24 protein-coding genes and 1 tRNA gene are annotated in these 26,414 nt (G+C 69.2%); 15 read left to right on the plus strand and 10 right to left on the minus strand.

Annotated features, from left to right (window positions below; all coding sequences use genetic code 11):
* Positions 1-16: 16 nt before the first annotated feature.
* From rpmF to rpmG, 4 genes are read right to left on the minus strand one after another with little or no spacing between them, the layout of a single operon-like run.
* Positions 17-181, minus strand: coding sequence for a 50S ribosomal protein L32 (gene rpmF, locus ACIN94_RS28215; RefSeq protein ID WP_400712304.1), 165 nt, complete (start codon positions 179-181; stop codon positions 17-19).
* Between the two features lie 9 nt (positions 182-190).
* On the minus strand, positions 191-490 hold the full coding sequence (gene rpsN, locus ACIN94_RS28220; protein WP_400712307.1) for a 30S ribosomal protein S14: 300 nt from the start codon (positions 488-490) through the stop codon (positions 191-193).
* Entirely contained in the window at positions 490-726 is a 237-nt protein-coding gene (gene rpmB, locus ACIN94_RS28225) for a 50S ribosomal protein L28 (protein ID WP_400712310.1), read from the minus strand. The genes rpsN and rpmB overlap by 1 nt, the downstream gene beginning before the upstream one ends.
* A gap of 43 nt (positions 727-769) precedes the next feature.
* Positions 770-934, minus strand: coding sequence for a 50S ribosomal protein L33 (gene rpmG, locus ACIN94_RS28230; protein ID WP_400712313.1), 165 nt, complete (start codon positions 932-934; stop codon positions 770-772).
* A gap of 166 nt (positions 935-1,100) precedes the next feature.
* Between rpmG and ACIN94_RS28235 the strand changes: the two genes are divergently transcribed.
* On the plus strand, positions 1,101-2,084 hold the full coding sequence (locus ACIN94_RS28235; RefSeq protein ID WP_400712316.1) for a permease: 984 nt from the start codon (positions 1,101-1,103) through the stop codon (positions 2,082-2,084).
* A gap of 5 nt (positions 2,085-2,089) precedes the next feature.
* Positions 2,090-2,821: a TIGR03943 family putative permease subunit gene (locus ACIN94_RS28240; protein ID WP_400712319.1), complete on the plus strand. Its 732-nt coding sequence runs from the start codon at positions 2,090-2,092 to the stop codon at positions 2,819-2,821.
* A gap of 83 nt (positions 2,822-2,904) precedes the next feature.
* On the opposite strand, the gene ACIN94_RS28245 is transcribed toward ACIN94_RS28240, so the two are convergent.
* From ACIN94_RS28245 to ACIN94_RS28255, 3 genes are all read right to left on the minus strand, one after another.
* Positions 2,905-4,320 (minus strand): glycoside hydrolase family 43 protein, encoded by a 1,416-nt coding sequence (locus ACIN94_RS28245; protein WP_400712322.1) that lies wholly within the window; start codon positions 4,318-4,320, stop codon positions 2,905-2,907.
* Positions 4,321-4,344: 24 nt separating this feature from the next.
* A complete protein-coding gene (locus ACIN94_RS28250) occupies positions 4,345-6,834 on the minus strand; it encodes a beta-L-arabinofuranosidase domain-containing protein (protein ID WP_400712325.1) in 2,490 nt (829 codons plus the stop codon).
* A gap of 92 nt (positions 6,835-6,926) precedes the next feature.
* Positions 6,927-10,187: a discoidin domain-containing protein gene (locus ACIN94_RS28255; RefSeq protein WP_400712328.1), complete on the minus strand. Its 3,261-nt coding sequence runs from the start codon at positions 10,185-10,187 to the stop codon at positions 6,927-6,929.
* 277 nt (positions 10,188-10,464) lie between these two features.
* Here ACIN94_RS28255 and ACIN94_RS28260 point away from each other — a divergent pair, with 277 nt between their 5' ends.
* From ACIN94_RS28260 to ACIN94_RS28295, 8 genes are all read left to right on the plus strand, one after another.
* Positions 10,465-11,508 carry a LacI family DNA-binding transcriptional regulator gene (locus ACIN94_RS28260; RefSeq protein WP_400712331.1) on the plus strand — a complete coding sequence of 348 codons (1,044 nt, stop codon included), beginning with the start codon at positions 10,465-10,467 and terminating at the stop codon, positions 11,506-11,508.
* 120 nt (positions 11,509-11,628) lie between these two features.
* Complete coding sequence (locus ACIN94_RS28265) at positions 11,629-12,801, plus strand: hypothetical protein (protein ID WP_400712334.1); 1,173 nt, start codon at positions 11,629-11,631, stop codon at positions 12,799-12,801.
* Positions 12,798-15,005 carry a tetratricopeptide repeat protein gene (locus ACIN94_RS28270; protein ID WP_400712337.1) on the plus strand — a complete coding sequence of 736 codons (2,208 nt, stop codon included), beginning with the start codon at positions 12,798-12,800 and terminating at the stop codon, positions 15,003-15,005. Before ACIN94_RS28265 ends, ACIN94_RS28270 begins: the two co-directional genes overlap by 4 nt.
* Positions 15,002-15,901, plus strand: a complete 900-nt coding sequence (locus ACIN94_RS28275; RefSeq protein ID WP_400712340.1) for a PP2C family serine/threonine-protein phosphatase — start codon at positions 15,002-15,004, stop codon at positions 15,899-15,901. Before ACIN94_RS28270 ends, ACIN94_RS28275 begins: the two co-directional genes overlap by 4 nt.
* Positions 15,898-17,187 carry a VWA domain-containing protein gene (locus ACIN94_RS28280; protein WP_400712343.1) on the plus strand — a complete coding sequence of 430 codons (1,290 nt, stop codon included), beginning with the start codon at positions 15,898-15,900 and terminating at the stop codon, positions 17,185-17,187. The genes ACIN94_RS28275 and ACIN94_RS28280 overlap by 4 nt, the downstream gene beginning before the upstream one ends.
* A gap of 2 nt (positions 17,188-17,189) precedes the next feature.
* Complete coding sequence (locus tag ACIN94_RS28285; RefSeq protein WP_400712346.1) at positions 17,190-17,855, plus strand: FHA domain-containing protein; 666 nt, start codon at positions 17,190-17,192, stop codon at positions 17,853-17,855.
* A 1-nt stretch (position 17,856) separates the two neighbouring features.
* On the plus strand, positions 17,857-19,302 hold the full coding sequence (locus ACIN94_RS28290; RefSeq protein ID WP_400712349.1) for a hypothetical protein: 1,446 nt from the start codon (positions 17,857-17,859) through the stop codon (positions 19,300-19,302).
* A gap of 13 nt (positions 19,303-19,315) precedes the next feature.
* Positions 19,316-20,140, plus strand: a complete 825-nt coding sequence (locus ACIN94_RS28295; RefSeq protein WP_400712352.1) for a glutamate ABC transporter substrate-binding protein — start codon at positions 19,316-19,318, stop codon at positions 20,138-20,140.
* Between the two features lie 274 nt (positions 20,141-20,414).
* Here ACIN94_RS28295 and ACIN94_RS28300 read toward each other — a convergent pair whose 3' ends face one another.
* A complete protein-coding gene (locus tag ACIN94_RS28300) occupies positions 20,415-20,615 on the minus strand; it encodes a hypothetical protein (protein ID WP_400712355.1) in 201 nt (66 codons plus the stop codon).
* Between ACIN94_RS28300 and ACIN94_RS28305 the strand changes: the two genes are divergently transcribed.
* A complete protein-coding gene (locus ACIN94_RS28305; protein WP_400712358.1) occupies positions 20,587-20,895 on the plus strand; it encodes a MarR family winged helix-turn-helix transcriptional regulator in 309 nt (102 codons plus the stop codon). The genes ACIN94_RS28300 and ACIN94_RS28305 overlap by 29 nt on opposite strands.
* Positions 20,896-20,901: 6 nt before the next feature.
* Here the strand turns inward: ACIN94_RS28305 and ACIN94_RS28310 are convergent, their stop codons facing one another.
* Positions 20,902-22,011, minus strand: coding sequence for a LuxR C-terminal-related transcriptional regulator (locus tag ACIN94_RS28310; RefSeq protein WP_400712361.1), 1,110 nt, complete (start codon positions 22,009-22,011; stop codon positions 20,902-20,904).
* A gap of 116 nt (positions 22,012-22,127) precedes the next feature.
* Here ACIN94_RS28310 and ACIN94_RS28315 point away from each other — a divergent pair, with 116 nt between their 5' ends.
* A complete protein-coding gene (locus ACIN94_RS28315; protein WP_400712364.1) occupies positions 22,128-23,516 on the plus strand; it encodes an FAD-binding oxidoreductase in 1,389 nt (462 codons plus the stop codon).
* 177 nt (positions 23,517-23,693) lie between these two features.
* A complete protein-coding gene (locus tag ACIN94_RS28320; RefSeq protein ID WP_400712367.1) occupies positions 23,694-23,879 on the plus strand; it encodes a hypothetical protein in 186 nt (61 codons plus the stop codon).
* A gap of 42 nt (positions 23,880-23,921) precedes the next feature.
* Here the strand turns inward: ACIN94_RS28320 and ACIN94_RS28325 are convergent.
* A tRNA-Leu gene (locus ACIN94_RS28325) sits at positions 23,922-24,010 on the minus strand.
* Positions 24,011-24,175: 165 nt separating this feature from the next.
* Between ACIN94_RS28325 and ACIN94_RS28330 the strand changes: the two genes are divergently transcribed.
* Together ACIN94_RS28330 and ACIN94_RS28335 are read left to right on the plus strand one after the other, a co-directional pair.
* Positions 24,176-25,483: a M20/M25/M40 family metallo-hydrolase gene (locus ACIN94_RS28330; protein WP_400712370.1), complete on the plus strand. Its 1,308-nt coding sequence runs from the start codon at positions 24,176-24,178 to the stop codon at positions 25,481-25,483.
* A 122-nt stretch (positions 25,484-25,605) separates the two neighbouring features.
* The gene (locus ACIN94_RS28335) at positions 25,606-26,214 is read left to right on the plus strand and encodes a hypothetical protein (RefSeq protein ID WP_400712501.1); all 609 of its coding nucleotides are present in this window, start codon (positions 25,606-25,608) and stop codon (positions 26,212-26,214) included.
* Positions 26,215-26,414: the final 200 nt, after the last annotated feature.

A 26,414-nucleotide genomic window follows, 5' to 3' on the forward strand; every position in this document is an offset into this window, starting at 1 on the left:
CGCTGACGTAAGCCGCTCAGGGGGTGAGGAGACCCCGCTGGTAGGCGCGGACGAGACGGCGCGGCACCAGCAGTTCACGCCCGTCGACGGTGATCGGGACGAGATCGGGGGCGGTGGCCTTCCACTGGGAACGGCGGTGGCGGGTGTTGCTGCGCGAGGTCTTGCGCTTGGGGACGGCCATCGTGTGCTCCTACCAGCTGGACTTGGTGACGCCGGGCAGCTCGCCCCGGTGGGCCATCTCGCGGAACCGGATCCGTGACAGCCCGAACTTGGTCAGGTGGCCGCGCGGGCGGCCGTCGACGGAGTCGCGGTTGCGCACGCGGGTGGCGCCGGCGTCTCGCGGCTGACGGCTCAGCTCCCGTACGGCCTGCGCCCGCTCGTCGGGAGAGCCGGTGCGGATGATCTCCTTGAGTGTGGCCCGTCGCTCCGTGTAACGGATGACGACGGCCTTGCGCCGCTCGTTTGCTGCGATCTTGCTCTTCTTGGCCATCAGATCCGTTCTCCCCGGGCACGGATGCGGGCCACGGCCCGCTCGATGCCGATCTTGTCGACTGTCTTGACGGCTCTGGCGCTGAGCGTCAGCCGTACGTAGCGGCCTTCGCCGGGCAGCCAGTAACGCCGGTGCTGGATGTTGGGGTCCCACCGGCGGCGGGTGCGCCGGTGGGAGTGGGAGACGTTGTTGCCGAACACCGGCTTGGTGCCGGTGAGCTGACAGTGGGCGGACATGAGCTCTCCTTACTTGTCGGGGTGGGTGTCCTTCTTCGTCGGGCTATCGGTCCTCTCGGAACAGCACGTGCCGGCGGATGACCGGGTCGTATTTGCGCAGGGTGAGCCGGTCGGGGTCGTTGCGGCGGTTCTTGCGGGTCACGTAGGTGTAGCCGGTGCCCGCGGTCGACCGCAGCTTGATCACCGGCCGCACGTCGTTTCTGGCCAAGCGTCTTCGCTCCCTGGTCGTGGATGAGTTGTGCCATGATAGCGATAACCGTTTTCATTTGCGAAAGGAGGGGTGGTGTCCACCGCACGCTCCGCGACGACCCGCTCGACGAGGTGGGCGGTCGGCAGGGCGAGTAGCTCCCCCAGGCCGTACGATGTGTCGGCACATGACTGAAACGCGGCAGCAACTCGAAGTTCCCCCCGATGACTGGGGACGCAGGCAGAACACGGTGCAGATGCCGTGGATGTTCATGGCGATCGTCGCGGCCCTGCTGGCCGGTCGGTTCCTGCTGGCCCCGCATCTCACCTCACCGGCCCTGCAGACCTGGGCCACCGTGTTCGTGGCCATCTGCGTGCAGGCACTGCCGTTCCTGGTGTTCGGCGTGGCGCTCTCCGCGTCGATCTCGGCTTTCGTGCCCGCCTCGTTCTGGACCAAGGCGCTGCCTAAACGTCCGGCGGTGGCGGTGCCGGTGGCCGGGCTGGCGGGGGTGGTGTTGCCCGGCTGCGAGTGCGCGTCGGTGCCGGTGGCCTCGGGACTGATCTCTCGCGGGGTCGCCCCGGCGGCAGCGCTGGCGTTCCTCCTGTCCTCCCCGGCGATCAATCCGGTCGTCCTGGTGGCCACCGCGGTGGCCTTCCCCGGTCAACCGATGATGGTGCTGGCCAGGTTCGCCGCATCGTTGCTCGTGGCGGTGTGCGTGGGCTGGCTGTGGCAGCGGTTCGGCAGGACCGAGTGGCTGAAGATCCGCACCCACTCCCACTCGTCGTTCCTTGAGGCGATGCGGCATGACCTGTTGCATGCCGGCGGGTTCCTGATCGTCGGCGGCATGGCGGCGGCGACACTGAACGTGACTGTGCCACGCCAGTGGCTGACGACGGTGGCGGACGTCCCGTGGCTGGCGATCCTGGCGCTGTCACTGCTGGCGGTGCTGCTGTCGATCTGCTCTGAGGCCGACGCGTTCGTGGCCGCGTCCTTGTCGGCGTTCTCGCCTACGGCGAAGCTGGCCTTCATGGTGGTCGGACCGATGGTGGACCTGAAGCTGATCGCCTTGCAGTCGGGCACGTTCGGCCGGGCATTCGCGATCAGATTCATCCCCTTGACCTTCATCCTCGCGCTACTGGCGAGCATCCTCATCGGGGGAATCCTGCTGTGAGCCGGATGTCGCAGAACTTCGTGCTGCTGCTGCTGGGATGTGCGCTGTTGCGCATCTCACTGTTCTCGACGACGTATGTGAACTATGTGAAGCTCGGTTTCCGGCCCCTCCTGATCGCTTCCGGTTTCGTGCTCCTGTTGCTGAGCGTGATCGGCTCTGTGCAGGCCTGGCGCAAGTCCTCCCAAGCGCGGGGGGAAGACAACCATCACCCGCACGACGGGCATGACCATTCGCATGGCCCGAAGGTCGCATGGCTGATGTGCCTGCCCGTTTTCGCCATCTTTCTGATCGCACCGCCGGCGCTGGGATCGTTCGCGGCCTCACGCTCCGATGAGGCACCCCCGCCGCCGCCCACTGAAGTGATCGACGCGTTCGCGCCACTCACCGGTCGGGAACCGACGGAGATGACAATCAGCGAGTTCATCGGCAGGGCGTGGGACGACAAGAAGAAAACCCTCGCCGGGCATCCGGTGCGCCTGACCGGATTCGTGTCCCCGGCCAAGAAAAAAGGTACGTGGTATGTCACCCGCATGGTCCTGGCCTGCTGCGCCGCGGACGCCTACGCGCTGAAGGTGAAGGTCTCCAACCAGCCGCAGCCTCGGGAGAACAGCTGGGTCGAGGTCACCGGCACGTGGGTACCGCCGAAATGGAGCAAGCTGCCCAACGGCGTCGTGTTCGCCGAACTCGCCGCCACCGACGTGCAGCCGGTCGAAGAACCCTCCGAGCCCTACGAGTAACCCGTCGCGGCGCGAGCACAGCGGTGGTGGGCCACCGCTGTGCTCGGCTCGCTCGGGCCGGTCGTACCGGTCGTACCGGTCGGTCAGGGAGACAGTGCCTGCACTTCCAGCAGGCCGGTCGAGTAGCCGCTACGGGAGGTGATGTTCAGCCTGATCCGGGTGGTGTTCACCGTCGTGAAGGTCACGCTGTTGAAGGTGTTGACGGCCACGCCGCAGGGACTGGCGTTAGGCACGTTCTGCCACGCCGACCCGGTCCAGTACTGCACGGAGCAGGACGCCGGCAGGTCGATGCCCTGGTTGTCCTTGAACCAGTAGGCCCGTAGCTGGTTCAGCGACACCGCGCTGGACCAGTCGTACTGCACCCACTGCGTGCCCTGCTGCGGCCAGTTGCCGTAGACCGCGTGTGCCCGGTCGGCCGAACCGGTCGGGGTGTAGCCGTCGTTGATCGCGGCGAGGCTTTCCCACGGGGACACATAGGACGTCGACGCGGTCGCGGTCAGCGCCTTGTTGTTGCCGGGCGGTGTGGTGCCGCCCTTGGTCTGGATCACCTTCTGGATGGTGCCGTCGGCGTTGAAGTACATCTTGTCGACGGCGACCGAGCGCCGGAAGTTCCCGCCGCCGGGGGCGTCCGCCGTGTGGTAGACCATGTACCACTGGCCGTTGAACTGCACTACCGCCGCGTGGCTGGTGGTGGAGCTGACCTGGTCGAGGATCACGCCCCGCTGGGTCCACGGCCCGAGCGGGCTGGTGGCGGTGGCGTAGCGCTGGCAGGCGTAGCTGGACGAGGTGACGCAACCGTTGGTGTCATTGGCCGCGTAGACCATGTAGTAGGTGCCATTGCGCTTGAACATCCACGGCGCCTCCCAGAAGTTGGTCAGGCCCGACGGGGTCACCACGGCTCCGTCCAGTTCGATCATGTTGGATTTGAGCTTGGCCGCGCGCGGCCCCCAGTAGCCGCCCCAGTAGATGTAGACCTGCCCGTCGTCGTCGGTGAAGACGGTGGGGTCGATGTTGAGCGGTGACGAGTTCGGGGTGCTGTCGCTGATCAGTGGCCCGCCCTTGGCGTCGGTGAAGGGACCGAGCGGGGTGTCGCCCACCGCGACCCCGATGTCCATCCACCCGGGTCCCTTGCCGTTGACGGGGACGTACCAGTAGTACTTGCCGTTGTGCGGCTCCACCTCGCCGGCCCACGCGTCCGCACCGGCCCAGGAGAAGTTGCCGATGGACAGCTTCGCTCCGTTGTCGGTCCAGGTGTTCGCGTCAGTGGAGGAGAGCACGTGCCAGTCGCGCATGACGAAGTTGGTGCCACCGGGCGCGGCCTCGTCATGGCCGGCGTAGATGTACATGGTGTTGCCGACCACGAGAGCGGCGGGGTCGGCGGTGTAGATGGAGGTGATGACGGGATTGGCGGCCTGCGCACTGCCGACCAGACTCAGCACCAGTACGGTCGCCATCATCATGGCCGCCGGCAGGCGCCAGCGCCACGGGTGTCGTGCCATGGTGAATGCCTTTCACGGAGTGGCCTACAGGCCGGTGGAGTAGAGATCCCCGATTTCGGCGGCGCTCAGCGCGCGGCTGTAGATCCGCAGTGAGTCCACCGCGCCGGCGAGGTAGGGGTCTCCGCTGTACTGCGAGCGGCCGACCCAGTTCTGGGTGGTGCTGCCGAGGTCGGCCGGGCGCAACGTCATCGCCGTGTTGCGCGCCACCTCGGCCCCGTTGACGTAGAGCACCCCGAGGCCACCGGTGCCGGTCACGGCCAGGTGCGTCCAGGCGCCGGCCGCCGGCGCCGAGGGGGCCTCGATGCGCTGCTCGCCGCCGGAGCCGGTGGTGGTGATGGCGAACCGCGCGGTGCCCGCGCTGCTGCGTGGGGTCAGGAACATGTTGGCCGTGGCACCGGTGCCGAAGTCGAACACCCGCGACCACGTGCTGATCGAGGCCAACCGGACCCAGAGCGTGATCGAGAACGCCGTCGCGCCGGCGAGGATGCCCGCGGGCAGCGACACGTACTGCGCGTTTCCGCTGAGGTTGACGGCGTTGCCGGTCCGCCCCGTCACCCAGGTGGCGCCACCGGCCAGGGTGGCGGTGCGACCGTTGCCGGTGGCGTCGGCGGCGGTCGTGCCCGTGGTCTCATCGAAACGGTAGTGGGCCACGAAGGCAGGCAACGGTGTGGTGGTGACGTTCCAGTAGACGGTGTAGCGCTCCCCGTGCAGCTGGTAGAACGGGCGCAGGGTCACCGGTCCGGTGCTCGCCGTCGCCGTGTACCGGAGCGGTGTGGCGGTGGCCGCCAGCGTGCCCGGGTTCAGCGTGGGCAGGCTGCTCAGGTTGGTGTTGCCGTAGCCGCCGGCGAGCACGATCGGGCCGACCTTGACCGCCTGGACCGCCGGATTGTCCGGGGTGGACTCGCGGACCAGCGGTGTGGGCAGGCTGACGTCGACCACGTCCCCGCTGTTCCAGGTGCGGGTGAGCGTGGCGTACGTTCCCGGAGTGAGGCTCACCGCCTGCGGCGTGCCGTTGACGCGGATCTCCGCACCGGTGGTCCAGGCCGGGATGCGGATCTTGAGTGTCGCGGTGGATGAGCCGGTGATGGTGAGCCGGGTCGAGGCGGCCTCGGGGAAGGTGGTGTCCTGCCGGATCGTGAGCCCACGCGCCGTCCAGGTCAGCACGGAGGCGATGAAGAGGTTCACGTAGAGGGTGTCGCCGGAGTAGAAGTAGATGCTGTCGCCGTACTTGGTGTTGCTCTCCATGCCGGTGCCATGACAGCAGACGAAGCTGTTGTAGTCGTTGCTGTAGGTCTTGATGCCACCGGCGCGCATCGGCACGTAGTAGCACTGGAACCCGTGCGTGGAGTTCGGGTCCTGCGAGGCGAGGATGTGGTTGTAGAGCGCCCTCTCGTAGAAGTCCATCCGGTCGGCCCGGGAGGGGTCGGTGAAGAACAGCTGCCGGGTGAGCTTGAGCATGTTGTAGGAGTTGCAGCACTCGCAGGTGTTGTCGGACAGTTCGCTGGCGATGCGGTCGGGCGCCTTGAAGTACTCGCCGTTGGAGTTGCCGCCGATGGCGTAGCTGTGGTGGCGGGTGACGATGTCCCAGAACGCGGTGGCGATGTCGCGATAGCGGACGGTGCCGGTGGCGTGGTACTCGCGGATCGCGCCGATCACCTTCGGGACCTGGGTGTTGGCGTGGAAGTTGTTCAACGCGTCGGTGCCGGCCGCCAGCGGGTCGAACACCCTGGCGTGGTCGAAGTACTGCGCGGTGACGAGATGGGTGGCGTCGCCGGTGAGCTGGTAGAGGTTGGTGAGCACCTCGTTCATGCCGCCGAACTCGGTGTCGAGCATGTTCTGCCGCTGGGTGTAGCTGAGCCGGTCGTTGCGCAGCTTCACCCATGCGGCCATGCCCAGCAGGACGGTCAGCGCCTGCGCGTTGCCGGTGAGCAGGTGCGCGTCGAGCAGCCCTGCCATGATCTTGTGGATGGTGTAGTAGGGCGCCCAGACCGTCTGGCGGGTCTCGACCCGGTCGAAGAAGCTCTCCGGAAAGGCCGACAGGTATCCGGCGTTGAAGCCGGCGGTGGTGGCACGGGCCTGGCACTTGGCCAGCTCCGCCACCAGGTAGTCGCCGCTCGTCTTGAAGGAGGCGGTGCCGGTGGAGGCGTACGCCTGTGACAGCGCGGAGAGCAGGTGCCCGGTGGAGTGCCCGCGCAGTTCGGTGCTGGGCGACTCCCAGCCGCCGCAGGCGGTGGCGGTGGAGCCGAGCCCGACGTTGAGCCGGAAGGTGTGCAACAGGCGGTCCGCGTTCAGAAAGGACAGGTAGCTCTGGGTGCGCGCGGCGTTGGCCGCGAACGGGCCGCTGAGCAGGCGTACCGCGCTGAGCGGGAACGGGTAGACCGACACTCCGACGTCGGTACGGGCGGCGGCCGCCGCGGGCAGGACGACGCCTACCGAACCGGCGACGCCGGCGGCGAGCCCGACCGCACCGGCGTACAGGATCGTCCTTCGGGACAGGGCGGGTGGTTCTGGCATGGCTGTCTCACCTCCGTGGCAGGAAGGGACGGGATGGGGGGTGGGGTGGCGGGGGAGGCTTGTGGCCTCCCCCGTCACGGCGGGAAGAATCGCTACGGGCCGTACGCCTTGACCTCGAGCAGCCCGACCGAGTAGCCGGTGGCGCTCTGCAGCAGCACCCGCAGCCGGGTGGTGCTCACCGCGGTGAAGGTCACGGTGTTGTACTGGTTGGCGGTGACGGGATAGCCGCCGGCACCGGCGACGTCCACGTAGGCGCTGCCGTTCCAGTACTGCAGCTTCCATGACGCGGGCAGGCGGACGCCCTGGCCGTCGTCGAAGAAGTAGACCTGCGCCCGGTTGAGGGTCACCGCCGACGGCCAGGTCAGGGCCCCCCACTGCTCGCCCTGGTTGGGCCAGGTGCCCCAGCGCGGGTTGACCGTGTCGTTGGAGGAGGGAGGGTCGATGCCGTCGTTGAGGGCGGCGACCGACTCCCAGGGTGAGGTGTAGGAGGCGGAGGGCGTCGCCGACAGCGCCAGGTTGGTGTCGGCCGGCGGGCCCGTACCGCCGCGGTTGTAGATCTTGATCTCGGTGAGGCCGCTCTTCGCGCCGGAGGCGTTGGTCATCAGCACCCGGACCCGTTGCGCGGTGACCGGGGTGAACTGGACCAGGTTGTAGTTGCCCTGTGGAGTGCCCGGCGTCTTCACCTGGGCGCTGACGGTGGTCCAGGTACTGCCGTTGAGATACTGGATCTGGTAGGCCGACGGCGGCCGGTAGGTGCTGCTGGCCGGGCGGCTGTCCTTGAAGTGGAGCCGGACCTCGTTGAGCGTCTTGGCGCTGCCGAAGTTCACCTCGTACCAGTCCTGGGCGTTGGGTGAGCCGCCCGCGCCCCAGTAGGGCTCGTTGGTCGGGTATCCGTCGATCGCGGCGGCGGTGGTGGTGCCGGAGCCCGTGTAGGAGGCCGACACGGTGGCGCCCTGGGCGAGGTTGGTCAGGTTGGCGGTGAGGTCGACCCCGGCCTTGGCGAGTGCGTCGACCACGCGCGGGTCGGACTGGACGACCTGCTGCGGTGTCTGCAGCCCGGGGAACGCCGCGCTGTAGGCCACCGTACCGGTGGTGCCGGTGAAGGTGACCGCGCCGGTGCTGGGGTCCCAGACGAAGGGCACCAGTTGGTTGACGGTCACCACCCGGGTCCCGTTGACGTAGATGGAGTACCCCTGGGGCACACCGGCGTACTTGACCACGCCGTCAGCCGGGTCGTCCCAGACGATGGACAGGTCGGCGTTGCGGTAGCGGATGTTGTTGGCCGCGAAGTTGGGCCAGCCGATGTTGATCGGCGACAGCTCCACCTTGTTGTCGTTGCGGGGGCGCAGCCCGGCCGCATCCTCGATCAGTGTCCAGTTGCTGCTACCGAGGATGTTGTGGTGGATCCAGGACCGGTAGGTGATGGACGAGCCGTTCCAGTTGGCCCAGAACTCGTTGGCGTCCGGCCACTGGGTGTTGCCGCCGACGTACTGCGCCCAGGTGTTCCAGTAGAGCAGCTTCTTGTAGTCGTCGGTGGTGATGTACGAGCTGGGGTAGTTGCGGAGGGCCGAGGAGAAGAGCCGGAACTGCACGGTGGAGTTGATGGTGGAGAAGTTGTTGCTGCCGGGGTTGCCGGCCGCCGCCGCGGCCGCCTTGTCCTTCTGGTTGGCGGTGTAGAAGGGGAAGACCGGATACTCGGCGGGGTCGGTGAAGAGCCGTAGCGCCTCGCGGTAGGTGGAGGTGTTGGGCATCAGCCCCACCGCGTACGGGTAGAAGTTGTTGATCTCTTTCCACGGGTCGAGCGTGTTGGTGGCCACGTGCCGGTGTTGCAGCACCTTCGCGGTCGGATTCCACAGCACGTTGACGACCGCGTTCTGCACCCGGGTGGCGAGGGCGCGCATCTCGGCCGCCTTGGTGGGGTTGCCGATCGCGTCATACGCCTGCGCGGCGGCGAGCGCTCCGCTGTAGACGTACGCGGACTCGGTGCGGTCGAGGTTGCCGCTGCGCCAGTGGAACGACACCGCGTCGGCGTCGTTACCGGTGAGCGCGCCCCAGTCGTACTCGATCAGGCCGTTGTTGTCGTGGTCGTAGTAGCTGAGCTGACCCTTGGCGTCGCCCTCAGCGTACTTGGCGAGGTTCGCCGCGATGGCGGGCTGGCCGCCGTGAATCTGGTAGCTGCGCCAGGCCGCCTCGCCGATGTACTGGGTGTAGCTGTTGGACCAGTTGGCCGGGTCACCGGGATTGTCGAGGAACCGGCCGCCCTTGGAGACCTGTCCGACCGAGAGCCAGTCACCGTAGGCGTAGAGCGGGGTGCGCAGGTACTTCAGGTCGTCGATGTGCATCGGCTGGGTGAGCACGATGGCGTTGTTGTACCCGAGCGCGCCCTCGACCGAGGTGGGGAACTGGTAGGTCTGGCCGGGCAGGTTCGCGTCGAGATTGTTGAACCGCATCAGCCACCAGCGGTAGTAGTAGTTCTTCTTGATGGCCGGTTCGGGTGAGTCGAAGTACGGGATGTTCTGCGCCCACCACAGGTTGTACGCCTTTACGTGCGTGGCGAAGGCGGTGGTGTTGCTGTAGCCCTTGTACGTGTTGTATTCGCTCAGCGATTCGGGGATTTCGTTGGTGACGAAACCCATTGTCACCTTGGCGGTGACGGTGGCGCCGGCGGCGATGGTGACCGAGCGGTTGAGCCCGCCGCTGGAGACGGCGAACCCGTCACCTGACAGACGCGGGTAGATGGTGGTGAGATTGTTGAAGGAATTGACGGTGCCGGTCAGTTCGTTGCCGCTGCCGGAGGTGGCGTACGGCGAGGTGGCCCGGAGCTGCAGGGTGGTGGCGGCGGTCCCGTTGTTGGTGATCGCCAGGTTGGCCACGGCCACGTTGTTCTGGGTGATGAACTTGGTCTGCTCGACCCGGACGCTGCCACTGGTGTGCACGCTCTTGAAGTAGCTGGGCGCCTGCCAGCGCTGGCCGGCCTGCTCGGTGAAGGTGCCCGGCGTGATCGCCACGGTGAAGGCGCTCTGGTTGTTGATGCTCTCGATATAGGCCACTCTGCCGGCGAAGCCGAGCGTGCCGGGGGTATGGGTCTTCATGAACAGCGCCCGGCCGCGGGTCATCAGGATGCCGCCGTCGGCGTCGGAAGGGTCGCTACCGGGGCGGCTGAGCATCCGGTCGATCCAGAAATCGGTACCGGAACTCTCGGCGTTGTAGATGGCCTGCATCATGTTGCCGGTGCTGTAGCCGACCGGCGGCGCGGGGACGGCGGGGCCGGTGAAGGTGGGGTATCCGATGGTCTGAGCCGCGGATGCCTCATGTCCGACGGCTGTGAGTGCGCTGGTGATGAGGCAGAGCACCGCCCCTATGATCAATGATCTCGATCTGGATCGGGTCAACGCCGGCATCACGACACCTCCTCTGGGGGTGCGGATAGGGACTCTTTTCGAATTCGCCGCGGCCGGATGCCGCTCCTCAGTTCACGATCGGCTCCGAAAAGGTTTTCGGCAATATTGAATTTAGGTAACGAACTCCGGTACGGCCGATATTGAAGCCGGAGAGGCGTTCGGCATACGCTCAGGGCATGCGCGTGCCTTGAGCATGTCGGCATCTCGAAACATTTTCGAAAGGATTTCGGTGGGTCGACGTCGTTCCGGAATGGTGACCCTCGCCGACGTGGCCAAGCAGGCCGGGGTCTCCGTGGCGACGGCGTCCAAGGCCCTCAACAACCGGTCCGAGGTCGCCGAGGCGACCAGATCGCGGGTGCGGCGTGCCGCGGCGGAGCTGTCCTTCCAACCCAACGCGCTCGCCCGCGGGCTGATCTCCGGCCGCACCCGCACCATCGGGCTGCTCACCGACGAACTCGGTGGGCGCTTCTCCATGCCGGTGCTGCTGGGCGTGGAGAACGCGTTGGGCAACGAGGAGATGTCGGTGGTGCTCTGCGACGCGCGCGGCGACGCCATCCGCCGCCAGCACTACATCCGCACCCTGGTGGCCAGGCAGGTCGACGGGTTCATCATCCTGGGCGAGAGCAACGACGTGCGCCCGTCGTTGACCCGCGACATCCCGGTGCCGGTGGTGTACGTGTACGGCGAGTCCGACGACCCCGGAGACCTGTCGATTCTCGCCGACGACGAGGGTGGCGCGCGGTTGGCCGCCGGACATCTCATATCGCTTCGGCGACGACACATCGGACACATCACCGGCCCGGAGTCGTACCGTGCCGTCCGTGACCGGGTGACCGCCCTGCGCGGGTTGTTACGCGACTCCGGGCTCAGCCTGGCCGGTGGCGAGCCCTTCTACGGCGAATGGTCGCGCCGTTGGGGGCGGCACGCGACCCGCATGCTGCTCAACGCCGATCCCGATGTGGACGCGATCTTCTGCGGCAACGACCAGATCGCCGACGGCGCCTGCGAGGCCCTGGCCAACCTCGGCCGGCGCATCCCCGACGACATCGCGGTGGTGGGCTACGACAACTGGGAGGCGCTGGCGGCCGACGGCCGCCCACCGCTGACCACCATCGACCTCAACCTGGAGCAGCTGGGTGCCATCGCGGTGGAGCATCTGTCCGCCGCCCTGGACGGGCACCGCACGTCCGGCGTCATCCGCCAGCCGGGGCGGCTGGTGATCCGCGAATCGACCGGCGTTCTGACCACGGAGCTCCCGCTCGGACAGAGGTGAGCCGGCATGGTGTAGCGCGCGAATCCCTAAATTATGTAAAGAATAGGGTTAGCAATCTTGTCCATCCCAGCTTGGGGGGCGCAAGCGACGTTGACCATGCCAAGGGCCGGTGGCCCGCCGATGAGCCTCGAAGGAGTCGACTTCGAGCTGCGTCGCCGTGCCGAGGAACGTGACAGGATCTCGGACGACCTGCTCGACCTCGACTCGCACACGGGTTACCAACTGCTCAAGGGTGCGCGGCTGACCGGGGAGACCCGGCGCCGCTGGGACGAGGCAGAGGCCAGAGCGGTGACCCTGTGGTGGCTGTTCGACGCCTACCGGGGGGTGCTCGATCGCGCGCAGAAGCTCAGGGCCGGCAAGCCCGACCTGGCCGCGCTGACCGCGCTGACCGAGCTGCTCGTCGGCCCGTCGGTGGAGCTGAAGCCGGAGAACCTGCCCGTCGAGAAACGGTCGCTGCTGCGGGCCGCGGGCGAGTGGATCACGCTGGACACGGTGGTGGCGCGGATGGACGCCGCCTACCGCGACGTCGCCGAAACGGCCGCGGCCGCGAACGACGCCTGGAGTGCGCTGCTCCCGCGGCTCGACGAGGCCGATGTCGCCCGCCGCTCGGTTCAGGACCTGCTGCGCGACCTGGACGGCGATGATCCGGATCTGGGCCGCATCGGCGCCGGGATCGACCGGATCCGCGCGGCGGTCGCCGCCGACCCACTCGGCTCGGCCGCGCTCGGTGGCGAGCTCGACGGATTGCTCGCCGACCTCACCGCCCGTCGCGGGCTGCTGGAGCAGGCCGCGCGGATCCGGGCGGAGTACGGCGACCGGGCCCACCACCTCGGCGACCGCATCGCGCGGGTCGCCGAGGCCGAGAACGAGGCCCGCTCGATCCGGGACACGGTGCTCGTCAAGATCGCCTCACCCGTGCTGCCCGCGCTGCCGGACCAGGCCACCGCGTTGCGGGACCGGCTGGGCGCGCTGGATGCGGTCGGCGACCGCTGGCTGGAGCTGGTCGAGCGGCTGACCGAGCTGGAACGGGCCGTGGACGAGGCGCTGGCGCGGGCGCGGACCGCGACCGAATCGATGGCGGGCCTCATCGGCCGCCGTGACGAGCTGCGTGGCCGGCTGGAGGCCTACCACGCCAAGGTGGTCCGGCTCGGACATGCCGAGGACGCCGCGCTCGGTCAGATGTACGGGGAGGCCCGCGCCCTGCTCTGGACGGCACCCTGCGATCTGCGGCAGGCTACCGTCGCGATCGCCGCCTACCAGCGGGCGATCAGCCGGATCGGAGTAGCGGGATGATCAGTTGCGCCCAGCCGGGGTGCGGCGGCACGGTGGAGGACGGTTACTGCGACGCCTGCGGCCTGGCCCCACAGCCGGAGCCGGCCCCACAGCCGGCGCCGGCGCCGCCCACCAGACCATCCATCCCGCTGGACATGTCAGGTACGGCCCGCTCCGGCACGAGCCGGTCGAGCGGCCGGTCGAGCCGGGGCCAGCTCGGGATGGGCCTGGTCGGGGTGCCGGCCGTGCCGTACCGGGACCCGGCCGGGGTGGTGCTGGCCGACGCCCAGGTGCCGGAGGACCGGCGCTTCTGCGGCAACCCCGACTGCGGCAGGCCGGTGGGCCGCAGCAGAGGCGGCCAGCCGGGGCGGCCGGAGGGGTTCTGCCCGCACTGCGGCTGGCGGTTCTCGTTCACGCCCAAGCTCGTCGCGGGCGACCTCGTCGGCGGGCAGTACGAGGTCAAGGGCTGTCTGGCGCACGGTGGTCTCGGCTGGATCTACCTGGCGGCCGACCGGAACCTGGAGGGCCGGTGGGTGGTCCTGAAGGGACTGCTCGACACCGGGGACGTGGAGGCGCTGGCCGCGGCGGAGGCCGAGCGGCATTTCCTCACCGCGATGGACCATCCGAACATCGTCAAGATCTTCAACTTCGTCACCCACCCCGACCCCGGCACCGGGACGATGGTGGGCTACATCGTGATGGAGTACGTCGGCGGCGTGCCGCTCCAGGAGATGCTGCGCGAGCGGCTGCGGGAGAGCGACAGCCGCCAGGCGCTCCCGGTCGCCCAGGCCATCGCCTACGGGCTGGAGATCCTCAAGGCCTTCGGCTACCTGCACGACCAGGACCTGCTGTACTGCGATCTGAAGCCGGGCAACGTCATCCAGGTGGAGGAGCAGCTCAAGCTCATCGATCTCGGCGCCGTGCGGCGGATCGACGACGTGGACAGCGCGATCTACGGGACGGTCGGGTACCAGGCCCCGGAGATCGCCTCCAACGGGCCGTCGGTCTGTTCCGACCTCTACACGGTGGGGCGCACGCTCGCCGTGCTGAGCTTCCCGTTCAGCCCCGTCAGCGGCGGGTCCGCCGCTCCGTTGCCGGCGATCGACCAGAGGTACGAGTCCTACCGCCGGTTCCTGGAACGGGCAACCGACTCCGAGCCCGCCCGGCGGTTCCAGGGTACGGCGGAGATGTCCGACCAGCTCGTCGGCGTGCTCAGGGAGGTGCGCGCCGCCGAGGAGGGCGCCCCTTACCCCGCGCAGTCCGGACTTTTCGGCCCGGAGCGGCAGGCCGTCGGAACCGAGCTCGCCCCGGCTGCCACGGGGCAGGTCTTCGGCCCGCTCGACCGCCTCGCCGCCGCGTCCGCGCTGCCCGTCCCCCTGGTGGACCCGCTCGACCCCGCCGCCGGCCTGCTCGCTGGCCTCACTTCGGGAAACCCCGCCGAGCTGGTCGCGCTGCTCGAGTCCGCCCCGTCCACCCCGGAGACCACACTCGCGCTGATCAGGGTGCTCAACGAACTCGGCCGTCCAGTCCCGGACCAGCTGCTCGCGGACATCGCCGGGCAGCTGCCGGGAGACTGGCGGATCTGGTGGTACCGGGGGGTCGGGCAGCTGGCCTCGGGGGACCCGGACGAGGCGGCGCGCATCTTCGACGGACTCTATTCATGGCTCCCCGGCGAGGCCGCGCCCAGGCTGGCCCTCGCGTTCGCCCTCGAAGCCGGCGGAGCGGGCCAGGAGGCGGCCCGCCACTACGCGGCCATCTGGCAGACCGACCGGTCATACGTGAGCGCCGGTTTCGGCCTGGCCAGGCTCCGGCTGGCGGAGGGCGACCGCGCCGGCGCGACCACCGGCCTGGACGAGGTGCCCGCGACCTCCATCCACCGCACCGCCGCACAGGCGGCCGCGGTGGCGGCAGCCGTACGAGGACATGACCCTGCCGAAGGCGAGCTCGTCACCGCGGGCGAGCGGCTGCGGAGCCTGAAGCTCGACGCCCGGGACCGCGACGGGCTGCTCTCGGAGGTACTGCGGAGCGCCCTCGGCCGGGTCGTCACCGGTCAGGCCACCTCATCCGGGCAGGCGACGCTGCTGGGCACTCCGCTGCACGAGCAGGGTGTGCGCGCCGAGCTGGAGCGTGTCTACCGGGCGCTGGCCAGATCGGCGCGATCCGCGGAGGAGCGGCACGACTTCGTCGATCTGGCCAACACCGTACGCCCGAAGACGCTGTGGTGAGCGGCGCCTGTCCCGCCTGCGGGACGCTCGTGCTGGCGGGCGAGGCATTCTGCGAGCAGTGCGGCCACGTGCTGGGAGTCGCCGGCTGCACCGCGTGCGGCGCTCCGGCAGTCGGGGCCGACGGCTACTGCGAGAACTGCGGCATGCTCCAGCCCTCCGGGCGCGACCACGTCGAGATCGAGCTGGAGGTCGCGGCCGGGGTGAGTGACCGCGGCCTGCGGCACAGCCGCAACGAGGACGCCATGGCGCTGACGGCGGCGGGCACGGTGGCCGTAGGAGTGGTCTGTGACGGGGTGTCGACCTCGCTGCGCCCGGAGGAGGCGTCCCAGGCCGCCGTCGACACCGCCGTGGCCGCCCTCGCCAAGCAGCTGGAGGAGGGTGCCGACCCCGAGACCGCGACCCGGGAGGCGGTACGGCTCGCCGCCGAAGCCGTCTCCGCCCTGGCCGAGCCGGGCGAGGACGCGCCCGCCTGCACCTACGTGTCAGCGGTGGCCGACGGCCGGCAGGTCACGGTCGGCTGGGTGGGCGACAGCCGGGCCTACTGGCTCGGATCCGCATCCGAGGTGCTGACCGGTGACGACGCCACCCCGGGGACGCACATGCTGACCGCCTGGCTGGGCGCGGACGCGGGCGAGGTCGTGCCGCACATACGCACGTTCACCCCGGACGGGCCGGGCGTGGTCCTGCTCTGTAGCGACGGCCTGTGGAACTACTACCCCGAGCCGGCGGCACTCGCCGCCGTCGCCCTGAACGCCACCCCCAGAGCCGCGGCACAGCAGCTCGTGCGGCTTGCGCTGAAGGCCGGAGGACACGACAACATCACCGTCCTCGTGATCCCTTTCGGACCCGGGGATCAGGCCGAGGCCACCGTGGTCTTCCCGAAGGAGCAGCAGTGACCGACTTCACCATGCGTGTGGATCAGAACAAGTACCTTCCCGCGGGAAGCGAAGAGGTGCACGCGATCGTCACGGTCGAGGCGAGCGGCCCGATCGAGCGTGCCCCCGCGGTCGAGGCCGCCGAGATCATCATCATCGATACCTCCGGCTCGATGTCGCACGACAAGATCGCCGAGGCGAGGAAGGCCGCACGGGCTGCCATCGACACCCTCCGCGACGGCGTGCACTTCGCGGTCATCGCGGGCACCCACGAAACCGCGATCGTCTTCCCCGGCCGGGCGGAACTGGTGCCCGCGACCCCGCAGAGCAGGAACGCCGCGAAGGAGGCCGTCACCCGGCTGGTGGCCGACGGGGGGACCGCGATGGGCCGGTGGCTACGTCGCGCCGCCGATCTGTTCAGCGATTACCAGCAGGCGTACCCCGGCGCGATCAAGCATGCCATCCTGCTGACCGACGGCAACAACCAGCACGAGAACGATTCGGAGTTCGCCGCGAACCTGGCGTACTGCACGGGGAAGTTCGTCTGCGACTGCCGCGGTGTGGGCGTCGACTGGGTGGTCGCCGAGCTCCGCCAGATCGCCTCCGCCCTGCTCGGCAGCGTGATGGACATCCGCCGGCCCGAGGACATGGAAGCCGACTTCCGGGCGATGACCCAGGCGGCGATGGGCAAGACGGTCGCGGACGTGGCGCTGCGCCTGTGGACGCCGCGGGCGGCGAAGCTGAACTTCGTCAAGCAGGTCTCGCCGGCGCTGGAGGACCTGACCGGCCGCCGCACCGAGGTGGACGCGCTGACCGGCGACTACCCCACTGGAGCCTGGGGCGGCGAATCCCGCGAGTACCACATCAGCATGCGGGTACCCGCCGGGAACGTCGGCCAGGAGATGCGCGCCGGCCTGGTGAGGCTGGTCCTGCCCGAGTCCGGGGAGGTACTGGCCAAGGGGAACATCCTGGCGCAGTGGAGTGACGACCCCGTCCAGTCGACCCGCATCAATCCCCGGGTGGCCCACTACACCGGCCAGCAGGAACTCGCCTCGCTCATCCAGGAAGGCCTGCAGGCCCGCAACGACGGCGACCTGGACACCGCGACCGCCCGGCTCGGCAAGGCGCGCGGCATCGCCGAGAAGGCCGGCAACGAGGAGACCGCCAAGCTGCTCGACAAGGTGATCGAGGTCGACCCTGAGACGGGAACCGCCCGCCTCCGGCGGGACGTTGACAAGGCGGACGAGATCGCGCTCGACACCCGATCGGTCCGCACCGTCCGGATGCGCAAGGACCCGGAGGCCTGAGCATGGCGATCTGTCCGGTAGGGCATGACTCCGCGGACGAGGAGTACTGCGACGTCTGCGGTGCGCTGCTGGCGGGCACCCCGGCCCCGGCTGCCGCGGCTCCGGCCGTCCCCTCCGCCACCGACCAGCTGGACGACTGTCCCGACTGCGGGGCACCACGGGGCGGCCGTTTCTGCGAGGGCTGCGGCTACGACTTCGTGCTCGGCGGCGGGAACCGGGGGACGCAGTCCCCCACCCCGTCCACGCCGTCCATCCCGTCCACGCCGGCCTCCGGCTGGGTCGCGGTGATCGCGGCGGACCGTGGCCACTACGAGGCGATGATCGCGCAGGGCGGCCCCGACGCGGCCCGCGTCACGTTCCCGCCGTACTGCCCGGAGCGGCGGGTACCCCTGGCCGGGCCCGAGGTCAGGATCGGACGGCGCAGCCAGTCGCGGGCGCTGGCCCCCGAGATCGACCTTGCCGGCCCGCCCGAGGATCCCGGCGTCTCCCACCTGCACGCGGTACTGCTCGCACAGGCCGACGGGACGTGGCAGCTCGTCGACCCGGGATCCGCCAACGGAACCCTGCTCAACGGCAAGACGGTGGAGCACAACGCGCTGATCCCGCTCGGCGACGGGGACCGCATCCACGTCGGCGCATGGACCGGCATCACGGTCCGGAAGGGCTGAGATGGCCGTTATCACCCCCACCACCGTCGGCCCCGCGCCCGCGCCCATCCCTCCACCCGCGCCTACGCCCGCCCCTTTCCTGTCGCGCGCCCTGCGGCTGCGAACGGTTCCCGGACGGATCCGCGCCGGGGCCGGTGCCGCCGTTCTCGCCGTCGGCCTGCTGGCCGCGCTGATGGGCGTGGCCCTGGGGCACGCCGGGGACGGGCTGCAGGCGATCGGGCACACAGCGGGTCCGCAGGTGGTGGCCACCGCCGACCTGTACTTCGCGCTGAGCGACATGGACGCCCAGGTGGCCACCGTGCTGCTGGCCGGCGGAGAGAGCGGGCCCGGCCGCCAGGCCGCGCTGGACCGCTACGACCAGCGCCGCGCGCAGGCCGACAGCGCCGTGCTGCAGGCCGCCGACCTGGCTCGCGGCGACCCGACGGAGCAGATGACCGTGCGCGCCGTACTCGACGGGCTCGGCCGCTACGAGCGGCTCGCGTCGCGCGCCCTGCTCCTGGACGAGCAGTCCCGGCATGCCGCCGGACCACCCTCGCAGCCGGCTCTCGACGTCTACCGCCAGGCCACCGACCTGATGCGGCTGGACCTGCTGCCCAAGGCGTACAACCTCACGCTCGACAGCGGGACCGTCGTCAGGCACGCTTACGCGGCCGAGTCGTCCGCCGTGCAGGCGGGCCGGTGGTGGGTGACGCTCGGTGGGGCGCTCGCGCTGACCGTCCTGGTCGCGTTGCAGGTCTTCCTGGCCCGCAGGTTCCGCCGGGCGATCAACCCGGCGCTGCTGGCGGCCACCGTCGTCGTCGGCGTGCTGACCATCGCCGGGGTGCTCCTCCTGCAGCGGGTGTCCGACGAGCTGCGGACGGCCAAGAAGGATGGTTTCGACTCGGTTCTCGTGCTGTCCCGGGCACGCGCGATCGGGAACAGTCTGCACGGCGACGAGAGCAGGTATCTGCTCGACCCGCAGCGGGCGGACACCTACGAGCAGGTGTACCTCGACAAGTCACAGTCGGTGTTCTACGTCCCCGGCGGGAACCTGGACAAGTACTACGCCGCGGTGGACAACAGTGTCGCCGCCTTCCCCGGCAAGGCGGACTTCCTCGGCTTCTACGGCTCGGAGGCCGACCGTGTCACCCTGCCCGGCCAGCGCGAGGCCCTGGGCAAGGTGCTCACGCTTTACCAGCAGTTCCAGCACGCTGACCGGCAGATGCGGCAGTCCGCCACAACGGGCAAGAACGGGGACGCCGTGCGGCAGGCCATGGGTGCCTCGTTCGAGGCCTACGACGGCGCTCTGGTCGACCTGACCGCGCTACACCGCCTGGCGTTCGACGACGCCGTGGTGGCGGGCGACCGCGCCCTCGGTAGCTGGAACCTTCTGCTGCCGGGGGCGGCGCTCGCCGCCGCCCTGCTGATCCTGGTCGGGGTCCGGCCCCGGCTCGCCGAGTACCGGTGAAGGGAAGATGTTCATGGTCGCGCTGACCGGGAGGGGCCGTCTGCGGCGTATCACCGCCTTGGTGCTGCTAGGGGCCGTGACGCTGCTCTCGGCGACGGCCTGCGGCGCCGGCTCGTCGATTCTCGACAAGGACGTCCTGGTCATCGGGGTGAAGCCGGACCAGCCCGGGTTGGGGATGAAGAAGGCGGAGGGCAAGTTCGTTGGCTTCGACGTCGATGTGGCCGCCTACATCGCCCGGAAGCTGGGGAAGGACGCGAAGTTCGTCGCGATGCCCTCGTCCGAGCGGGAGAAGGCACTCATGGCCGGCTCGGTCGATCTGATCGTCGCCACCTATTCGATCACTCCGGAACGCAAGACGAAGGTGGCCTTCGGCGGGCCGTACTACGTTGCCCACCAGGACACTCTCGTACGTGCCCGGGAGAGCGCGGTCACCGGCGTGCGGGACCTGAAGGGGCGCAAGCTGTGTCAGGTGACCGGTTCGAACTCCTGGCGCCGGGTGAAGGAGGAACGGAAGATCGCCGTGGAGCTGGTCGAGGCCGCCTCCTACAGCGAGTGCATGTCCGATCTGAAGGCGGGGAAGGTGGACGCGGTATCCACCGACGACCTCATCCTGGCCGGCTTCGCCACCCCGGACCTGAAGATCGTCAACGCGCCGTTCACCGACGAGCGGTACGGCGTGGGCATCCAGGCCGGGGACCTGGACGGCTGCGAGGCGGTCAACAAGGCCATCACCGAGATGTACCTGGACGGATCCGCCAAGAAGCTGCTGCAGAAGTGGTTCGGGAAGTCCGGCCTGGCGCTCACCTTCACCGTCCCCCAGTTCGAAGGCTGCGGCTGACCGGCGGCTGACCTCCGTCCCCGACAAACCGCCCACGCACCGCTGGCCCTGCGGAACAGCTGCCGCTCAGCCAGCGCATCAGGCGGCTCGAGGACGACCCTCTCGCGTCGCCGTCCTCGGTCCACCTCGCCGATCTGGCCGGGCGGCGGCTCGCGCTCTTCCCGCTGAATGTTCTGACCGGAAAATAACGACCTCAGCCGGGCAGGCGGCAGCGACCCTGGCGGGTGATCGCCGATCGGGGCTGGTCGGGGCGGTATGGGTCAGGCAGCCTGGGTCAGAGTGACGGTGAAGCCGAGCGCTTGGAGTCGCCGCCCAGGTCGCGGTAGCGGGCGGTGGGGTCGGCCAGCAGGTGCCAGACGATGACCAGGATCGAGCGGGCCACGGCGATCAGGGCCTTGAGCTTGCCCCGGCGTTTGACGATCCGCCGGTAGCGCTCGCCGAGGAAGGTGTCGGAGCGGCCCGGCCGCACCAGCACGCTGCGCGAGCAGGCCACCAAGATGGGCTGGTCACGCAGCCGTCTCTCCCGGCACGCCACCCGGATGGAAGCACGCGGCCTCGTACGGCGTGAACCCGACCCGGCCGATGGCAGAGGCTGCTACCTCGTTCTGACCGAGCACGGCCTGGAGACGCTCGAGGACGCCGCCCCGGCCCATCTGGAGTCGGTACGGCGCCACTTCATCGACCGGCTCACGCCGGAGGATCTCGCCGCCCTCGAACACATCGCCCGGAAGCTGGAGGAATCTCGGGAGACCTGACCGCAATCACGGGCGATCTGAGCGATCGGGCGGGAGGGTGACGTCCACGTTGAGGCGCCCCCGGGTGACCGGGTATCCGTGCAGGAGGGCCGCGAGCTCAGACCGGCTCCGGGCGCCGGTCTTGGTGAAAACGGCCTTGAGGTGATCCTGCACGGTGAACGTCGACACGGAGAGGACCGACCCGATCTCTTTGTTCGTGAGGCCCCGCCCGGCAAGCGCGACGATCTGGCGTTCCCGGGCGGTGAGCCGGTAGACGTCGGAGAGCAGCTCCATGATCTCCTGAGGGCGGGTGGTTTCCAGGATGACGGAGACCGAGGTGTCTCCTAGATGCTCGGCGTGCGCGGTCAGCCATCGTCCCGTCCGAGTGCGGATGCGGACACGATGCGGCGTGCCGGAGGCGGCCCGCCGGTGGGCGGCGTACACCAGTGATGTGAGCGTGTAAGGCAGGTCGCCGAGGCAGCTGTCGTCGATCTCGTCGAGCAGGCGCCGGGCGGACGCCGATACGTGATCAAGTACGACGGTCTCGGCCACCCTGCACAGCATCAGCCCGGGCCCGTCGTCCTCGACTGGCGGGCGCCCGGAGAGCACCATGGCCCGGCGCAGCCCATCCGCGACGAGCTGGCTGATCGCGTGCATGACATCGAGCTCCCGGGCAGTGAAGTCGGGAATGTCAGTGCCCCGCATCAAGACCATCGCTCCCCATACCCGGCCGTCCGCGGCGCGGAAGCCGATGCGGACCTCGTGCCGGATATCGGAAGGGCTCAGCACGTCGCGGAAGCGATGGCTGCGCGCGAGATCACCACCCGTCGCCTCCGACAGGGTCCGTGCGGTCACGCCACTACGGACCAGCTCGCGCATGGTGAGGACGTCCGGGTCGGTGTCCTGCTGCTCGATCTCGGTCAACCGGCCGAGATGCTGGAACGGCAGCCCTTCGTCGTGGAAGCCGCCGGTGGGGTTTCCCGTGTCGGGGTCCATGGTCAATCCGCACCACAGATCGAATGGAACGACTCGGGCCAGCTGGTCGGCGACCTCTCGCTCGAGCGCCAGCGGGGACACCGCCCGGCGAGACAGGTCGGCCACGGCCTTCCGTACGTCTCGCACCTTCGCGCTTCTCATGTCGCCAGTATCGGCGCGGGTCCAGCGCCCCTACCATCCCTCAATCGAGGGATGTCGCCCCCGCGTCGCCTTGTCCCACGCTTGCCCACATGAACGCGTCAGACAGGAGGACTGGCATGAACATCGCCTACCGCGCCTCGGTTTCCACCCTGGACGGCTTCGAGGGCGAGCTGCTCACCCCACACGACGCCGGCTACGACAGGGCCAGGCGGATCTGGAATGGATCGATCGACCGCCGACCCGCCTTCATCGCCCGTTGCCGGTCGACGGCGGACGTGGCCGCGACGGTGGCCTTCGCCCGCCAGCACGGCCTCCCGATCGCGGTGCGCGGCGGCGGCCACAGCATCCCGGGCTACTCGGTGGTCGAGGGCGGCCTCATGATCGACTGCAGCCTCATGAAGGGGATCGCGCTGCACTCCGAGGTGCAACGCGCAGACGTGGATCCCGGCGTCCTCTGGCGGGAGTTCGACACGGCCGCGCAGGCGGAGGGACTCGCGACACCCGGCGGTGAGATCTCCGATACTGGAGTCGCGGGCCTCACCCTCGGAGGCGGCATCGGCTGGCTTTCCCGGCTGTACGGCCTCGCCGCGGACAATCTCCTCGGCGTCGAGCTCGTCACCTCGACCGGGGACGTCGTGACGGCCGACGACGACACCGATCCCGAACTGATGTGGGGGCTGCGGGGCGGTGGCGGCAACTTCGGCATCGTCACCCGTTTCACCTTCCGGCTACACCCGGTCGCACCCGCCTGGGCCGGCATGGTCATGTATCCGGGAGCGCTCGCCCAGGACGCCCTCCACATCTTTCACGAAGTCGGCGAGCGGGCGCCGCGCGAGCTGTCGCTCGTCGCGGCGCTGGTGTCCGCCCCTCCAGCGCCCTTCGTGCCCGCCGACGCCGTAGGCAAGCCCGTCGTCGGCATCGCGGCCGCCTACTTCGGCCCGCACCACGTCGGGCAGGAGCTGACCGCGCCTCTGCGCAGCCTCGGACGGCCGCTCATCGACACCTTCGGCATCATGGGGTACGCCGACCTGCAGAGGATGTTCGACGACGCCAACGTCCCCGGGCGACAGCAGTACGTCCGCTCCGACTTCCTCAAAGGACTGCCGGACGAGGCCATCGCCGCGCTCTCCCACCATGGCACCCGTCCGTCGTCGCCCCTGAACCAGGTACTGCTCCGACGTCTCGGCGGCGCCATCGGCGACAGGGACCGCGGCGCGACGGCCTTCGGACACCGGTCGGCGGATTACATGACGATGACCGCGGCCACCTGGGAGAACCCCGCCGAGGATCCCGACCCGCACCGCCGCTGGGTAGGCGAAACGTGGAACACCACCCGGCCGTGGGCCGACGGCACCTATGTCAACCACCTGGGGGACGAGGGCAGCGGCCGCATCCGCGAGGCCTACCTGCCCGACAGCTGGAGCCGCCTGACGCGGCTGAAGGCACGAATGGATCCCGACAACGTCTTCGCGCTGAACCAGAACATCCCACCGGCGGGAGCCTGACAGCGCCCACGCGCCCGGTCACGGCGGGCCTTCGTAGCCCGCCGGCGGATTGAATGGAAAAGTCGCAGGTAGGACGGCGACGAAGCGGTCCGGCAGAAGATCGCCGAGTGCGGCCGTAAGCTCGCCCAGCGCTGGGCTCTGGAAGCCGGAGCGGATCCCACCCTCATCGTCCAGTGGATGGCCGAGACCCAGGCCCAGCGCGTCGCGGCGCGAGCACAGCAGCGGCAGGCTACTGGCCGACGCCGTATGACAGGAGAGGAGATCAACGGAGTGATGACCGCACTCGGAGATCTTGTGGAGGTCCTTCAGGAGGCCGCCCCGGCCGGCAAGGCCAGATCGGGCTCCAGCCCCAGAAACAACTAGTGGAGGCTCAGGTTGTCCCTGGCCCCCACATGTGCAAAAGGTTGGTGTCCGAGGGGGGACTTGAACCCCCATGCCCCGCAAAGGGCACTAGCACCTCAAGCTAGCGCGTCTGCCTATTCCGCCACCCGGACGTGGTGCCTGCACGTGGGACCGTCATCCCTCGTCGGCGGACTTAGATTAGCAAACTCTTGAGCTTGCGTCATATCGGCCGGTAACCCGGTCCTGGGGGGATGCCGACAGGCCTCCTGCGGCGGCAGGATGGGAGGTGCAAGCCGTACCAAACGGAAGGAGTCGACATGACCGTGCTCAATGGTGAGGACGAGGTAGCCGGACTGTGCAGTGACCTGATCCGGATCGACTCGACCAACGCGGGCGACAATTCCGGCCCCGGTGAGCGGGCCACCGCCGAGTACGTGGCGGGGAAGCTGGCCGAGGTCGGGCTGGAGCCGCAGATCCTGGAGTCGGACAGCCGCCGGGCGAACGTGATCGCCCGGATCGCGGGGGAGGACTCCTCCCGCGGCGCGCTGCTCCTCCATGGGCACCTGGACGTCGTCCCCTTCAACGCCGACGACTGGACCCACCACCCGCTCAGCGGGGAGATCGCCGACGGCTGCGTCTGGGGGCGCGGCGCGGTCGACATGAAGAACATGGACGCGATGATCCTCGCGGTCGTCCGGCAGCGACTCAGCGAGGGGCGCCGCCCGCCGCGGGACGTGGTGCTGGCGTTCACCGCCGACGAGGAGGCCGGCGGCACCTACGGCGCGCAGTGGCTGGCCGACAGGCACAAGGACCTGTTCGACGGGTGCACCGAGGCGATCGGCGAGGTCGGCGGGTTCAGCGTCTCCCTTGACGATGCCCGCAGGCTCTATCTCATCGAGGCGGCCGAGAAGGGCATCGCCTGGATGCGGCTGACCGCCCGCGGCCGGGCCGGGCACGGCTCCATGCTCAACAGCGAGAACGCCGTCACCGAGCTGGCCGAGGCGGTCGGCCGCATCGGGCGTTACGAGTGGCCGGTACGGCTCACGCAGACGGTCACGACCTTCCTCACCGAGATCTCCAAGGCGCTGGAGCTCGAACTCGACCTGGACGACGCCGAGGCGACCGTGGCCAAGCTCGGGCCGCTGGCCCGCATGATCGGTGCCACGCTGCGCAACACCGCCAACCCCACCATGCTGGAGGGTGGCTACAAGGCGAACGTGATCCCGCAGGCCGCCACCGCGCATGTGGACGGCCGTTTCCTGCCGGGGTACGAGGACGAGTTCTTCAAGACGGTCGACGAGCTGCTGGGTCCCAACGTGACCAGGGAGTTCGTCTACCACGACATCGCCATCGAGACCGGGTTCGACGGACCGCTGGTGCGGGCGATGTCCGACGCGCTCCTCGCCGAGGACCCGGGCGCGCTCGCCGTGCCGTACACCCTGTCGGGCGGCACGGACCTGAAGGCGTTCAGCCGGCTGGGTATGCGCGGTTTCGGGTTCGCGCCGCTGAAGCTCCCGGCGGACCTGGACTTCTCTGGGATGTTCCACGGGGTGGACGAGCGGGTTCCGGTGGATTCGCTGCAGTTCGGGGTCCGGGTGCTTGACCGTTTCCTGGATGCCTGCTGAGGCTTTCCTTGGAAATATGTTGCACTGACCATGCGTAGTGGTAAAGTAACTCTCTGTTGAGGGGTTGGGTCTGCGAGAAGCAGACCCATTCCGGGGTGCGTTGGGGAGGTCACGTGGTGCGCATGCCGCAGGAGCAGTGGGAGGCGTTCTCGCCTGCTGCTCGGCGCGTGCCCGTGACCGCCTCGGCCGACGGCGCGGTCTCCGCGGTTGACCGGATGGCGCGGTTCGCGGCCGGCACCGGGCGGATCGTCAAGCGAGTCTCCGTGATCGGCGGCCTGCTGGCCGCCGGATGGCTGCTCGTCGTCGTCTTCGGGCTCCTCAGTGCCGCTCCGGCGGCCGCGGGCACCACCGTGGCGACGGGAACGGTCCGTTCCGACGCCCCCGACTCAGCCGCTTCCAGATCAGACCTGCAGGCCGAGGTCTTCTCCGCGGGCAGCGGAGGGCTGGCGGCGTCAGGAAACGCCGAGGCCATGGCCGGGCGGGGTGTGGACGGGCTCACCAGCCAGTCGGAGCCCGTATCCCCCGCACCCGCCACCGTTGACCACAGTTCTGGCATTGATGGATTCGTGCCCCAGAGCGGCAGCGAATCCGGCCTTTCCGGGCCATGCGTGGGGGACGTCGCGCGGTCCGTCTACGACCCGCGGTTGATGGCGCAGCGCGCCCCGCTGGCGTGCGCGCTTCCCCCTGTCGTCCGCACAGCGGCGGATGACCCTTCCTTCTCTCCTGACTGACTCCGTCCCGTAGACCGGCCCCATTCCTCAGCGGAGTGCGTCGGTCGCGGAGCGTGCCTCGCCCCACTCTCCAGGGGAGCCGCTCTGTCCATGACGGTGAGTAATTCCCATCCCTCGTGACGGCCGTCGGGGCCTCCGCTGTGCGGGCCCTCGTCAGGACCTCGTACGGCTCCGCACGCCGGGCACGAGACGTCAGGTAT

Source organism: Streptosporangium sp. NPDC087985 (assembly GCF_044741965.1).
In the GTDB taxonomy this organism is placed as follows: Bacteria; Actinomycetota; Actinomycetes; order Streptosporangiales; family Streptosporangiaceae; genus Streptosporangium.

Bases quoted from the DNA above. Each gene is read 5' to 3' on its own strand.
- rpmF (WP_400712304.1), bottom strand. From the start codon at position 181: ATGGCCGTCCCCAAGCGCAAGACCTCGCGCAGCAACACCCGCCACCGC.
- rpsN (WP_400712307.1), bottom strand. From the start codon at position 490: ATGGCCAAGAAGAGCAAGATCGCAGCAAACGAGCGGCGCAAGGCCGTC.
- rpmB (WP_400712310.1), bottom strand. From the start codon at position 726: ATGTCCGCCCACTGTCAGCTCACCGGCACCAAGCCGGTGTTCGGCAAC.
- ACIN94_RS28235 (WP_400712316.1), top strand. From the start codon at position 1,101: ATGACTGAAACGCGGCAGCAACTCGAAGTTCCCCCCGATGACTGGGGA.
- ACIN94_RS28240 (WP_400712319.1), top strand. From the start codon at position 2,090: ATGTCGCAGAACTTCGTGCTGCTGCTGCTGGGATGTGCGCTGTTGCGC.
- ACIN94_RS28245 (WP_400712322.1), bottom strand. From the start codon at position 4,320: ATGGCACGACACCCGTGGCGCTGGCGCCTGCCGGCGGCCATGATGATG.
- ACIN94_RS28250 (WP_400712325.1), bottom strand. From the start codon at position 6,834: ATGCCAGAACCACCCGCCCTGTCCCGAAGGACGATCCTGTACGCCGGT.
- ACIN94_RS28265 (WP_400712334.1), top strand. From the start codon at position 11,629: ATGAGCCTCGAAGGAGTCGACTTCGAGCTGCGTCGCCGTGCCGAGGAA.
- ACIN94_RS28270 (WP_400712337.1), top strand. From the start codon at position 12,798: ATGATCAGTTGCGCCCAGCCGGGGTGCGGCGGCACGGTGGAGGACGGT.
- ACIN94_RS28285 (WP_400712346.1), top strand. From the start codon at position 17,190: ATGGCGATCTGTCCGGTAGGGCATGACTCCGCGGACGAGGAGTACTGC.
- ACIN94_RS28290 (WP_400712349.1), top strand. From the start codon at position 17,857: ATGGCCGTTATCACCCCCACCACCGTCGGCCCCGCGCCCGCGCCCATC.
- ACIN94_RS28295 (WP_400712352.1), top strand. From the start codon at position 19,316: ATGGTCGCGCTGACCGGGAGGGGCCGTCTGCGGCGTATCACCGCCTTG.
- ACIN94_RS28310 (WP_400712361.1), bottom strand. From the start codon at position 22,011: ATGAGAAGCGCGAAGGTGCGAGACGTACGGAAGGCCGTGGCCGACCTG.
- ACIN94_RS28315 (WP_400712364.1), top strand. From the start codon at position 22,128: ATGAACATCGCCTACCGCGCCTCGGTTTCCACCCTGGACGGCTTCGAG.
- ACIN94_RS28320 (WP_400712367.1), top strand. From the start codon at position 23,694: ATGGCCGAGACCCAGGCCCAGCGCGTCGCGGCGCGAGCACAGCAGCGG.
- ACIN94_RS28330 (WP_400712370.1), top strand. From the start codon at position 24,176: ATGACCGTGCTCAATGGTGAGGACGAGGTAGCCGGACTGTGCAGTGAC.
- ACIN94_RS28335 (WP_400712501.1), top strand. From the start codon at position 25,606: ATGCCGCAGGAGCAGTGGGAGGCGTTCTCGCCTGCTGCTCGGCGCGTG.